Raw genomic sequence first — 11,927 nt, forward strand, 5'->3', positions numbered from 1 at the left:
GGCCCTCAGAACATCGTATTGTTGTTCGCCGCCTTTTCAGGCACCTCCTGGATCACGTCCCAGTGCTCGGTGATCTTGCCATCGGTAACGCGGAAGATATCGACGATGGCCCTGCCGCGATCGCCTTCATTTTCCGTCGAATGGATGTGCAGATAGACCAGATCGCCATCCGTGGCGCTGCGCACGATCCGCGCTTTCGACTGCGGATTCTCCTTGAAGAAGCCGGTAAAATAATTGACGAACGGCGCCTTGCCGTCCGGCACCATCGGATTGTGCTGCTTGTAGCTGTCGACGACGACGGCGGCGCCCTTCGCCACATCATGCTTGTTGAAGACCGTATCGTAGAACTCGATCACCAGTTTGCGGTTGGCTTCTTCCTGCGCGAAATCCCGCGTTGCGGTTTGCGCCAGAACCGGTGCCGCCATCAAGGCCGGCACGAGGGCGAAAGCGGCGATGGCAAGACGGCGTGTTACGAAATTCATGGGTGATACCTCTCAATAACCGACGGTGAAACGCTGGCGGGAATGCTGCGGCTTCTCGATTTCATCGACAAGCGCGATGGCATAATCTTCGAAGGAAATGCGGCTGCCCTTATCGTTGCTGAGGAGATTATCCTTGCCGATGCGGAATTTGCCCGTTCTTTCGCCCGGCACGAACTCGGCGGACGGCGACAGGAAGGTCCAGTCGAGCTGTTTTTCCTGTTTCAGAATATCCAGAAACTCCGCACCCTTGGTCGCTTCGGCCTTGTAGGCGGCCGGGAAATCCGGCAGGTCGACCACACGCTGGCCCGGCGCGATTTCAAGGCTGCCGGCGCCGCCGACGACCAGATAGCGCTGAACGCCGGAGGCGCGCACGGCCTCGATCAGCGTTGCCGGATCGCTGGCGGTGAAATGCACCGAACTGATCACGGCATCGTGACCCTTCAGCAGTTCCGAAAGCCCTGCCTGATCGAAAACATCGCCCTTCTTTGCCTCCACATTCGGCAGGCTGGCGATCTTTTCAGGATTGCGGGCGATTGCCGTCACCTGATGTCCCCGGTCGGAAAGTTCCTTCAGAATACGGGACCCGGCATTGCCGGAAGCGCCGATGAGCGCGATTTTAGCCATGGCTTCTTTCCTCTTGTCACTATCGTTGCCGGTCTAGATTATAGACCGCGAAGAAGAGCTATGGTATCGCAGCCATAGTCGCAAGAAGTCAGCGGCGGCTGATCTGGTCACATGGCGATGACCTGCAAGGGTAAAAAGGGCAAGGGATAAGGACATGGCGGATACGCAGACGAAAGAAGTTTTTGCCTTCGACCAGCCCTGCCCCATCCGCGACGTGCTCGACCGTATCGGCGATCAATGGAGCCTTTTGGTTCTGGAAGCCCTGCAGGGCGGCGTGCTGCGCTTCAACGAACTGAACCGCAGGATCGACGATATTTCCAAGCAGATGTTGTCCCGCACCCTGAAACGGCTGGAAGAGGATGGCTTCATCCGCCGCACGCTCTATGCCGAGGTGCCGCCGCGCGTTGAATATGAGCTGACCAATCTCGGCCGCTCGTTTCTGGTGCCGATGCAATTGCTGGTGCAATGGGCTGACGAGAACCACGTTCGCATCTGCAAGGCGCGCCTGCAATATTCCGAAAACGACAATCGCGGCTGACCGGAAGCAGGCCGCGTCTAGCCCAGGCGGTAAACCTTGCAGACCAGCCCTTCCGGCTGGCGATAGGTCGTAAATCCCATGGCGTCGTAATAACTCTGCCCGAGCATGTTGTCCGCGCCGATGCTGGCATCGATATTCTGAATGCCCCGCGCCTCCGCCGCCCTGCGCGTTGCCGCGAAGAGGGCGGATCCCACACCTCTTCGCGCCGCCTGCGGGCTGACATGGGTGCCGATGATGCCCCAGCCTTCCGCCACGCCATAGGGATTGCCCGTGCGCGCATAACGCAGCGACTGGAAGCCCAGGATACGCCCGTCGTCGTCCTCGGCGACCGAGCATTCGATACGGTCGGCGTGCTGGATGTAATTCTCCAGCACCGCCGTGATATCCGTCGGCGCTTTTCGAAGGCCGGACGAGAATATCTCGTTCTGAACCGCCGCCATTCCCGTTGCATCGTCAACTTTCGCAGGCCGTATTTTCATCGATACATCACCTCATATCCGTTGCGACTGTTCCGGGCCGGCAAGGCGCCGGTCTAGTCGTTGGTTTTCAGGAGCGGAAAATGAAGGACGCACCGAAGGCGATCAGCGCGAAACCGATCACGTGATTGATGGTGATGCTTTCCTTCAGCCAGAAGATCGAAAACAGCGCGAAGACCGCGAGCGTGATGACTTCCTGAATGGTCTTGAGCTGCGCGGTGGAATAGACCTCCGAACCGATGCGGTTCGCGGGAACGGCAAGCACATATTCGAAGAAGGCGATACCCCAGCTGGCGACAATCGCCAGAAAGAGCGCGCTGCCCTTGTGCTTGAGGTGGCCGTACCAGGCGAAGGTCATGAAAACATTGGAGGCGATAAGCATCAGGACAGGCCAGATATGGGCAGGGCTGATTGAGAACGGCATGATGGGTCCTGGAAAAAAAAGGGAGGGATGTCATGAAATGCGGCAGGAGAAGGCAGTTAGAAGGGAACCCTCATTCCGCCCGTATGGATTTGCTCTAGCGCATCCGCCCGAAAACCGGAATCGATTTTCTACGAATTTTATCAGAGCTATCGTCAGCCGCTACGCAACGCATTCGGCCAAAATTTGTTCCCCGCGCTTCGTTTCCTTTTTGTACTCATTTTTTCACCGCATCCCCTTCCCTTTATGCGTGACTCCCTCCATATTTCGCCCATGGCCAGATCACCGAAAAAGTCCCCCTCCTCGCCCTCGGGCTTCGAGGAAGCTCCGCAATCGTCCTTCGAAGGCGCGCCGCTCAGCGGCAGCGTCGCTGACTGGGTGAAGCAGCTCGAGGCGGAAGCGGAGGCGTCCTCCGTGGAAACCCAGCGCGAAATCGCCTCGAAGGCGGGCAAGCACCGCAAGAAGATCGAGATCGAGGCACGCAAGGAGGCCCAGAAAGCCCCCCCGAAGACGGCCAAGAACACCACGGCCTCCAAGACCGCACGCGGCGTTTCCATCGGCGCATCGAGCGATCCGAAAACCCGCGCCGCCGCCGGCCTCAATCCGGTCGCCGGCATGGACGTGTCGCTGGAGGATGCCGCCAACCTCGCGCCGGGCGCAGTCACCGCAACGGTGGACGCGCTGTCGAAGCTGATCGAGAGCGGCAATCCGCTGTTCAAGGACGGCAAGCTGTGGACGCCGCACCGCCCGGCCCGCCCGCCGAAATCGGAAGGCGGCGTCGCCATCCGCATGGCCTCGGATTACCAGCCCGCCGGCGACCAGCCGACCGCCATTGCCGATCTCGTCGAAGGCATCAATTCCGGCGAGCGCAGTCAGGTGCTGCTCGGCGTCACCGGCTCGGGCAAGACCTTTACCATGGCCAAGGTGATCGAGGCGACGCAGCGCCCGGCTGTCATCCTTGCGCCCAACAAGACGCTGGCCGCGCAGCTCTATTCGGAGTTCAAGAACTTCTTCCCCGACAATGCGGTGGAATATTTCGTCTCCTACTACGATTATTACCAGCCGGAAGCCTATGTGCCGCGCTCCGACACCTTCATCGAGAAGGAATCCTCGATCAACGAACAGATCGACCGGATGCGCCACTCCGCCACCCGTTCGTTGCTGGAACGCGACGACTGCATCATCGTCGCCTCGGTTTCCTGCATCTACGGTATCGGTTCGGTCGAGACCTATACGGCCATGACCTTCCAGATGCAGGTGGGCGACCGGCTGGACCAGCGCCAGCTTCTGGCCGACCTCGTGGCCCAGCAATACAAGCGCCGCGACATGGATTTCCAGCGCGGCTCGTTCCGCGTGCGCGGCGATACCATCGAAATCTTCCCGGCCCACCTTGAGGACGCCGCCTGGCGCATCTCGATGTTCGGCGACGAGATCGATTCCATCACCGAATTCGACCCGCTGAGCGGCCAGAAGACCGGCGATCTGCAATCCGTCAAGATTTACGCCAATTCTCACTATGTCACCCCACGCCCGACGCTCAACGGCGCGATCAAGTCGATCAAGGAAGAATTGAAGGGCCGCCTCGCCGAACTGGAAAAGGCCGGACGCCTGCTGGAGGCCCAGCGGCTGGAACAGCGCACCCGCTACGATGTGGAAATGCTGGAGGCGACCGGCTCCTGCGCCGGTATCGAGAACTATTCGCGTTATCTCACCGGCCGCAATCCCGGCGAACCGCCGCCGACCCTGTTCGAATATATCCCTGATAACGCGCTGCTGTTCATCGATGAAAGCCACGTCTCCGTCAGCCAGATCGGCGGCATGTATCGCGGCGACTTCAGGCGCAAGGCGACGCTGGCCGAATACGGCTTCCGCCTGCCCTCCTGCATGGACAACCGGCCGCTGCGCTTCGAGGAATGGGACGCGATGCGCCCGCTCACCGTGGCGGTTTCGGCAACCCCCGGCTCGTGGGAAATGGAACAGTCCGGCGGCGTCTTCGCCGAACAGGTCATCCGCCCGACCGGCCTCATCGATCCACCGGTGGAAGTGCGCTCCGCCCGCAGCCAGGTGGACGACGTTCTCGGCGAAATCCGCGAAACCGCCGCCAAGGGTTATCGCACGCTCTGCACCGTGCTGACCAAACGCATGGCCGAGGACTTGACCGAATATCTGCATGAACAGGGCGTCCGCGTCCGTTACATGCACTCGGATATCGACACGCTGGAGCGCATCGAGATCATCCGCGACCTGCGCCTTGGCGCTTTCGACGTGCTTGTCGGTATCAACCTCTTGCGCGAGGGTCTCGATATTCCCGAATGCGGTTTCGTCGCCATCCTCGATGCCGACAAGGAAGGCTTCCTGCGCTCGGAAACCTCGCTGATCCAGACCATCGGCCGCGCCGCCCGCAACGTCGACGGCAAGGTCATCCTCTACGCAGACAACATCACCGGCTCGATGAAGCGGGCGATGGAGGAAACCTCCCGCCGCCGCGAAAAGCAGATGGCCTATAACGCCGAACACGGCATCACGCCGGAATCGGTCAAGGCGAAGATCTCCGACATTCTTGATTCTGTTTATGAGCGCGATCACGTAAGGGCCGATATTTCTGGCGTTTCCGGCAAGGGCTTCGCCGATGGCGGCCACCTCGTCGGCAATAATCTGCAGGCCCATCTCAACGCGCTGGAAAAATCCATGCGCGACGCCGCAGCCGATCTCGACTTCGAAAAAGCCGCCCGCCTGCGCGACGAAATCAAACGCCTCAAGGCCGCCGAACTGGCGACCATGGACGACCCGATGGCCAAGGAGGAGGCCCGCGCCATCGAAGGCGGCGGAAAAAACAACAGACGCAGCCACTTGTCGATCTCCCCGCCGGAGGCTGAGACATCCGGCAGGACGGAGGCGGGCGCCGCAGCGAACGAAAGCGGCAAATCCCTCTTCGCCAAACCCTCGCTGGATGAAATGGGCCCCGGCTCGGATGCGGGAAAACCGCTTTTCCGCAGGAACACGCTGGACGAGATGACGGTGGGCAGAACCGAAAAACCCGTGCGCGGCGCGGTGCCCGACAAGCCCGAGACCGAGCCCGGCAAACGGTTCTCACCGCTTCTCGAAGGTCAGCCCGAACGAGCCACGGATGACCCGCGGCCGCTGGTGCGTGGCAAGATCGGCGCGGGTTCCTATGAGGATGCCGGCGAGCAGAAGCGCAAGAGCCGGACCAAGGGCAAGACGGGCCGGCCGGGGCGGTGAAAGGACGGTTAATTAAAACTAATCACAAGGATAATATATCATCCCCGCTCTTATTCACCTCATTATTTATTCTAACCATTTCGTCGCATTTCTTTTTTACAAAAACCACGTGAGATTTATAGTTCTGAGATAGAACAGAGAAATAGCGCATATTTACTAAACTCGTTTCCTGGGCGTTCATGTCCTTTAGTAATTCGTCCCCATCTTCCGAGAACCTATTTGAGCCAGCCGAGAGCGATAGACGCTTTTTCGCAAAATCAAACGTCGCATGATAGAATACAATTGATTTTTTGCCGCGACTTTTTGGTATCAAACTCCGTAGCGCAGTCACCAGAGCTCTCAGTTCTGAGTGGCCAACAAACTGCCTATTCATTTCACTTGGAACGTCATTCTTAAAAGTACACACTATCGACTCAACAAAATGATGCAGTCTTTCCTTGTAATCTATTCTATAACCATATGATATTTGCCGACTGTCAGAATTAAAAAAAATGTCTATTTTGTTAGCAAATAATGAAATTATATCCATAGGATCCGTCTTTTTTGTTGCTGCAATTATATCTTTCTGCAACCCTTTATATACGGGTATAACGTACATTTTGGCCATAATCTCCGGATTAATAGAATACATCATCGGAAAAACAGAATCGGCCCTTTGAACGGGTATTCTTTCAATAACTTCCGATATTTTGTCCGGGAAATAATGTGTCACCGCGTACGCACAAAAATATTCCTGAAAAGACCTATGTATAAATGAGTAATTATCGCCATCCTTGTATATAAGATTCACAGATTCTACGCATTCCTTCAAAAATAATTCCGGATCATAATCCACCCTAGATCTAGATTTTACTTTATTAATATAATTTATTATCTCAGATCTTGTAAAAGAGTGCTCCATGTCAGCGTAAGAAACAAGGCAAAACAAAGAAAAAACATTTATAAAATCACTCTCTCCCATTTCAATGAAACGCTTTCTTTGAAAGCCCTGTTTTGAAGCATCATGTAAAGTGTAGAGTGTCTGGAAGGCATACCTATAAAAAACATGACGGCTGTCTGGTACATATCTTATTTGCAAATACGTCATCAACATCATCAAAGTTAATAGCGGCGTTGAAAAGAACGTTCTATAGTCTTCATATCGCTTTTCCAGTATCTCCGACATAAACTCCTTCTTAATTTCGCGATCAAATTCAATTTTTTGAATAACCAGTCGCGACTGCTCTTTGTCGAATTCGTTGGCGTGATAAGTGTGGAACTCTAACCACGAACTAAATCTGTCGTCCGCACGACTTGAAACAACGAAGCCACATCCTTCATATCGCGCAGCTAACTCCAGTATTTGCGCTTGGATATCAAGACGAAATCTTTCAGGCACCTCGTCAAATCCATCAAAAATAAATACAAATCGTCCGTTGGCCATCATTTCACTGAATATTGCCTCGGGGACGGGGCGATCAGCCACCGTCAAGGAAAGCCTAATATAAGTGGAAAGATTTTGTGTAGTTATATCATTTATATTACGTAGCTCGAAATATATAGGAACTTTTCCTATTGGATTATCATACAATGATTTCCATAAATATTTGCAGAATATCGTTTTACCGATTCCCCCAAAACCAGAAACAATTACCCTCTGCCCGTCTCGGATTTTTTGCGCGAGCTCATCGTCTCCAATGATCTCTTTGCCGCACTTGTATCTTCCTTTTACATAAATATCTTCAATACTTGTAGGCCTATCTTTGCTAATAATAGTCCTAACTATACTGCAAACCTTATGCGTCTTCTCAAGGTAATCCTCAAAGTTTCGGAAATATACCTCGTATTTTGAAATAATTTTTCCCGGCAAATAGGAAAAAATACTTTTAACAGTTGTTTTAGTTAAATCCGTGACAACCCCTACGGCGATTTTATTTATGTCCATTTCCATTTAAAACACCCAGAATCAATTAGATGTAAATACACCTATTATATTGTAGATGAATGTAAATTCACAAATCGCGCGATAGGCTATAATTTCATTTATGAAATACAAATGTTATTTATAATAACTACCACGAACGCAGAATTCTTCGATATTTACTACAGTTTTCAAGAAACTAGATTTTTAGGTTATTCAACGCCACCGCCGCCCGGATCAGCGCCGCCAGCGCCTCCTCATTCACGATATCCCCCTCGTGAAAATCAATCGCCCGCCGCGTATTACCCTCAAGGCTCGAATTGAACAGCCCCGCCGGGTCCTCCAGCGAGGCTCCCTTCGCAAATGTCATCTTCACCGCGCTTTTGTAGGTTTCGCCGGTGCAGAGAATGCCCGCATGCGACCAGACCGGCACGCCGCGCCATTTCACCTCTTCCACCACCTCCGGATCGGCCTTGCTGATCACCGCGCGAATATGCGCGAGCGTCTCGCCGCGCCAGTCGCCGAGCTCCGCGATCTTGCGGTCGATGAAGTCCGATGGTGCGGTCTCCTCCGCATCTTTCGTCATCGTGTTTTTCGCCATGGCATCCTCCCGATTTCGACGCACGCCTGTTCCTTTTTTTAGCATAGACGAAATTTTCCTGTCCTCCCATGAGGAACCAAATCCGCCTCCCATCGTTTCCTCCCCGAACGCAACGTTCAGCATACAAAGGGAAGAAACATCATGAAAATCAAGGTCATCGCGCTCGCTGCGGCAGCAGCGCTCTCCTCTTCCGTGGCTTTCGCCCAGACGGCCACTACTGCTCCTGCTGCCGGCGCGGACGCCACTTTGTCCGGCCCAGGCATTACCATGGGCACCAAGGCCAGCGGCCCGCTGAAGTTCGTCAATGTCCAGAAGACCGACCTCACCGCGTCCCAGCTCGATGGCATGGACATCTATAACGCCCAGAACGAAAACATCGGCGAAATCGAAGATGTCGTCATCGGCGACGGCAAGTCGGTGATCGGCCTTGTGGCCAGCGTCGGCGGTTTCCTCGGCATCGACAAGAGCTATGTGGTGCTCGACCCGGCTTCCGTTGCTGTCCACAACGACAACGGCACCTGGAAGGCCTATGTCGACACCACCAAGGAAGCGCTTCAGAACGCCCCGAAGCTCGATTACGACAAGCTGGACGACTGATTACCCCTGCAGTCCGCAAGCTTGTCCCCCCGCGCCCTGTCGCGGGGGTTTTCATATGTGGCACCCTATGGAAAAACCCGGCACGCTCTGCCGGAGGGCACTTGCCTGACGGCGCGCGCCTCGCCTATCTTCGGCGCGCAAATCACCAAGGATCGCTGCGTGCCCGCCAATAGCCTCTTTTCCTTTGCCATCAGCACCGCCATCGCGCTCGGCGCCCTGCCGCTGTCAGCGCAGGCGGCCGACTGGAAACCGGCCGAGCAGATAAAAACCTACGCCATCAGCGGCAATTCGGGCGGTGCGCTTTATCAATCGATTGGCGAGCGTGGTCCGACCGCCGGCGTGCAGGCCATTGCCCACACCACCTTCAAGCTGACATGGCGGCGGGATTACCGTCCGCAGCCGGATGGCGCCTGCGTGCTGGCCACCGCGAGGCCCAATCTCACCATCATCTACACCTGGCCGAAAGCGCCGGCCAATCTGCCGCCCGGCGTCGCCGCCAGCTGGAGAACCTTCATCTCCGGCGTGGAAACCCACGAGCGCGTCCATGGTGACCATATTCTCGACATGGTGAAAAAGATCGAGGCCTTCAGCATCGGGCTGAGGGCGGAGAACGATCCAAAATGCCAGAAGGTGCGCGCCGTTCTGCAACAGCGTCTGGGTGAGCTTTCCAACGAGCAGCGCCAGCGCGGCCGCGATTTCGACCGCGACGAGCTTTCCCCGGGCGGGCGGGTGCATCAGCTCATCCTGGCCCTCGTCAACGGCCCCTGAACGGCCGCGGCTATTCCGCCGCCTCGCCTTTCAGCAGGGGCTCGGCCAGCGTCACGCTTTCCAGCTCGTAGGAATAACCTTCGAGCATCGTATAGGCCTGTTCGATTGCCTCGATCTGCGCTTCGGCATTACGGATGGCTTCGGCTATGGACTGGCTGCGGGCGCGCAGCATGGAACTCAGCACATCGGTTTCCGGCTTGCGGCCGAGACGGTCCATATGTTTGCGAACCCGCGTGCGGTGCCGTTCAAGCTCGAGAATATGGAAACGGCTTTTCAGAATATCGTCGGTCAGCTTGCGGCGCATGGCGGCCACGGGGTCGAAACTGCCGGGTTCGCGTTCGTCCAGAATGAATTCATTCACCAGCGTTTCCAGCATCAGCAAGCCCTTGAGGTCCTTGGCGTCGGCAAGCTGCGGATCGTAGCCGGTATCGTCGAATACCTTGCGGCGCACCGGATCCTTCAGCAGCTCATAGGCCGTCTGCAGGCGCGCGAATTGCTCGGCGTCGCCGCCGCTATCGGGATGCGCGGCCTTGGCCACCTTGCGGTAGGCCGACTTGATCGCCGCCTCGTCGGCATCGCGCTCCACGCCAAGCAAAACATAGGGATCAATCACAAAAACACCTTCAAACGCAAACTGTTACCCGCATGCCCAACACCGCTCCCGTCTGGCACGCGGGCGGATCATAGGCCAATTCCGCCCGGCGCGGCACCCCGCCCGGGCGGTTAAACCGGCAAAGCCCACACAAAGCCTCATGGCGCGCCGCATCGTAACGGGCGGAAAAGCCCTTGATGCCGAAATTTGTCGGACCCAAGGCGACTATAATGACAGGCAGGACAAAATTGTGGAAAGCGGCGGCAAAACATGCCGCACGGTTCCGCACCGCGGCTGCCGCAACCGGCCGGAAAACACCATGGGGAGAAGCGTAACCGGCGCGTTTTCAGGGGGTTATGGTGGAAAGACGTCAACGGGTGTAAGCTCGGCTTTTGGATTGAAAGGGAGGACGATCCGATGCCGCAAACGATTACCCAGACCGTCACGGACTATGTCCATGCCATGGCCTATGCGGATGAAAGCCTGATGCGCGACGTTTTCGACCCGCGCGCCAGCATCGTCGGAACCTTCGAGGGCGAAATCGAATGGCTGTCCCTGGAGGACTTTGTCGACCAGATGCGCAAAAGCGAACGCGGCCTCCCCGATCACGATCCCGCCTTTGAAATCATGGGCATCGACAAGGAAGGCGACAGCGCCTCGGTGAAGCTGACGACCCGTTTCGACGGCATGGATTTTTACGAATATCTCTCCCTGCTGGAACGCGACGGCAACTGGTCGATCGTGCACAAGCTCTATCACATAAAGCCGTAGGCATCACCGAAACCGCCACCCCGCTCGCGATCCGGTTACTTTTCCGATGAAGGAGTTAGAACAGGTCGCTGTAGATCGCCGTTATCCAGAGCGCGTTAAAGAAGAGCCAGATAACACCGAGCCACATGATTTTGCGGCTGCTATCGGTTCTCATCGCCACAATCGCGATAAGCAGACCGCCGACTATCCTTGCCAGATACCATGGCCCGAGCTGTTCGAAGTGTTCCCTGCCCTTGATGTAGGTGTCCAGCAGATCGAAGACGAAGGAGGCGGCAAACAGGGCAAAGAACGCATGTCGCCTGCGCACGAAAAAACTTTCCCGTTCGGACAATTCCTGAATGTGATCGGGATAAAGCAGCGTCGACATCAAAAAGAACAGCGACGTGTAGACCAGAACGAAAATGTAAATCCAGAAATTCCAGTTGTGGATCAGCCGCAGGGCAAACTCCCACCACCAGAAATGGACCGCTCCAAGAAGCAGGACAATCGACCAGACGATCTGCGCGTGCATGCGGTCGGTTTTCTGCGGCTCCTGCAGCCTTCTGGAAAGACCGGACAACACCCTGGTGATGGCCAGGCCGAGGATGAGGCTTACCAATATCCGCAAATGACCATATGCATCCATTGAAAGCGCCCGCTGTTGCTCAACTTATCCGCCGAACAATATGCTTAAACCTTCGGGCTTTACAACTCTGGCGGATGCCCCGCCCTTCCCGATCTCACCTTCCAGTGGGCAGGACCAGCTTCCCGATGCGAAAGTTCCCCGGGCCGGCAGGCCGAAGCCGGGCATTCCAGTTTCATCGGGGCTCAACCACCGGCAGCGGCAGACGCAATGTCGCCCGTCACCCGGTGCATTCAACCAAATAGATTTCAGGATTAAGCGATTGATTTTACTGGTGCCCCCGGCAGGGTTCGAA

13 protein-coding genes are annotated in these 11,927 nt (G+C 56.0%); 5 read left to right on the forward strand and 8 right to left on the reverse strand.

The features are described from left to right. Positions 1 to 5: 5 nt before the first annotated feature. Together ACIK7D_RS09085 and ACIK7D_RS09090 are read right to left on the reverse strand one after the other, a co-directional pair. On the reverse strand, positions 6 to 482 hold the full coding sequence (locus ACIK7D_RS09085) for a nuclear transport factor 2 family protein (protein ID WP_174023640.1): 477 nt from the start codon (positions 480 to 482) through the stop codon (positions 6 to 8). A gap of 12 nt (positions 483 to 494) precedes the next feature. After that, positions 495 to 1,106, reverse strand: coding sequence for an NAD(P)-dependent oxidoreductase (locus tag ACIK7D_RS09090; RefSeq protein ID WP_400156112.1), 612 nt, complete (start codon positions 1,104 to 1,106; stop codon positions 495 to 497). Positions 1,107 to 1,260: 154 nt separating this feature from the next. Here ACIK7D_RS09090 and ACIK7D_RS09095 point away from each other — a divergent pair, with 154 nt between their 5' ends. Beyond that, on the forward strand, positions 1,261 to 1,644 hold the full coding sequence (locus ACIK7D_RS09095; protein ID WP_065655871.1) for a helix-turn-helix domain-containing protein: 384 nt from the start codon (positions 1,261 to 1,263) through the stop codon (positions 1,642 to 1,644). Between the two features lie 17 nt (positions 1,645 to 1,661). Here ACIK7D_RS09095 and ACIK7D_RS09100 read toward each other — a convergent pair whose 3' ends face one another. Both ACIK7D_RS09100 and ACIK7D_RS09105 read right to left on the reverse strand, forming a co-directional pair. Further along, a complete protein-coding gene (locus ACIK7D_RS09100; protein ID WP_400156383.1) occupies positions 1,662 to 2,084 on the reverse strand; it encodes a GNAT family N-acetyltransferase in 423 nt (140 codons plus the stop codon). Positions 2,085 to 2,190: 106 nt separating this feature from the next. After that, on the reverse strand, positions 2,191 to 2,544 hold the full coding sequence (locus ACIK7D_RS09105; protein ID WP_003507620.1) for a DMT family protein: 354 nt from the start codon (positions 2,542 to 2,544) through the stop codon (positions 2,191 to 2,193). Between the two features lie 270 nt (positions 2,545 to 2,814). On the opposite strand from ACIK7D_RS09105, the gene uvrB reads away from it, so the two are divergent. Then, entirely contained in the window at positions 2,815 to 5,781 is a 2,967-nt protein-coding gene (gene uvrB / locus ACIK7D_RS09110) for an excinuclease ABC subunit UvrB (protein ID WP_400156113.1), read from the forward strand. A 22-nt stretch (positions 5,782 to 5,803) separates the two neighbouring features. On the opposite strand, the gene ACIK7D_RS09115 is transcribed toward uvrB, so the two are convergent. Together ACIK7D_RS09115 and ACIK7D_RS09120 are read right to left on the reverse strand one after the other, a co-directional pair. Beyond that, positions 5,804 to 7,711, reverse strand: a complete 1,908-nt coding sequence (locus ACIK7D_RS09115) for an NACHT domain-containing protein (RefSeq protein WP_400156114.1) — start codon at positions 7,709 to 7,711, stop codon at positions 5,804 to 5,806. 169 nt (positions 7,712 to 7,880) lie between these two features. Beyond that, positions 7,881 to 8,282 carry a DUF1801 domain-containing protein gene (locus ACIK7D_RS09120; protein WP_400156384.1) on the reverse strand — a complete coding sequence of 134 codons (402 nt, stop codon included), beginning with the start codon at positions 8,280 to 8,282 and terminating at the stop codon, positions 7,881 to 7,883. A 141-nt stretch (positions 8,283 to 8,423) separates the two neighbouring features. On the opposite strand from ACIK7D_RS09120, the gene ACIK7D_RS09125 reads away from it, so the two are divergent. Then, positions 8,424 to 8,879 carry a PRC-barrel domain-containing protein gene (locus ACIK7D_RS09125; protein ID WP_003522438.1) on the forward strand — a complete coding sequence of 152 codons (456 nt, stop codon included), beginning with the start codon at positions 8,424 to 8,426 and terminating at the stop codon, positions 8,877 to 8,879. 159 nt (positions 8,880 to 9,038) lie between these two features. Further along, the gene (locus tag ACIK7D_RS09130; protein WP_400156385.1) at positions 9,039 to 9,647 is read left to right on the forward strand and encodes a DUF922 domain-containing Zn-dependent protease; all 609 of its coding nucleotides are present in this window, start codon (positions 9,039 to 9,041) and stop codon (positions 9,645 to 9,647) included. A gap of 10 nt (positions 9,648 to 9,657) precedes the next feature. Here the strand turns inward: ACIK7D_RS09130 and ACIK7D_RS09135 are convergent, their stop codons facing one another. Then, complete coding sequence (locus tag ACIK7D_RS09135) at positions 9,658 to 10,260, reverse strand: J domain-containing protein (RefSeq protein ID WP_003522436.1); 603 nt, start codon at positions 10,258 to 10,260, stop codon at positions 9,658 to 9,660. A 396-nt stretch (positions 10,261 to 10,656) separates the two neighbouring features. On the opposite strand from ACIK7D_RS09135, the gene ACIK7D_RS09140 reads away from it, so the two are divergent. Next, on the forward strand, positions 10,657 to 11,010 hold the full coding sequence (locus ACIK7D_RS09140) for a nuclear transport factor 2 family protein (protein WP_003522435.1): 354 nt from the start codon (positions 10,657 to 10,659) through the stop codon (positions 11,008 to 11,010). A gap of 55 nt (positions 11,011 to 11,065) precedes the next feature. Here ACIK7D_RS09140 and ACIK7D_RS09145 read toward each other — a convergent pair whose 3' ends face one another. After that, complete coding sequence (locus ACIK7D_RS09145) at positions 11,066 to 11,635, reverse strand: hypothetical protein (protein ID WP_080816595.1); 570 nt, start codon at positions 11,633 to 11,635, stop codon at positions 11,066 to 11,068. Positions 11,636 to 11,927: the final 292 nt, after the last annotated feature.

It is taken from the genome of Agrobacterium sp. P15N1-A (genome assembly GCF_044626815.1).
Taxonomy (GTDB): domain Bacteria; phylum Pseudomonadota; class Alphaproteobacteria; order Rhizobiales; family Rhizobiaceae; genus Agrobacterium; species Agrobacterium leguminum.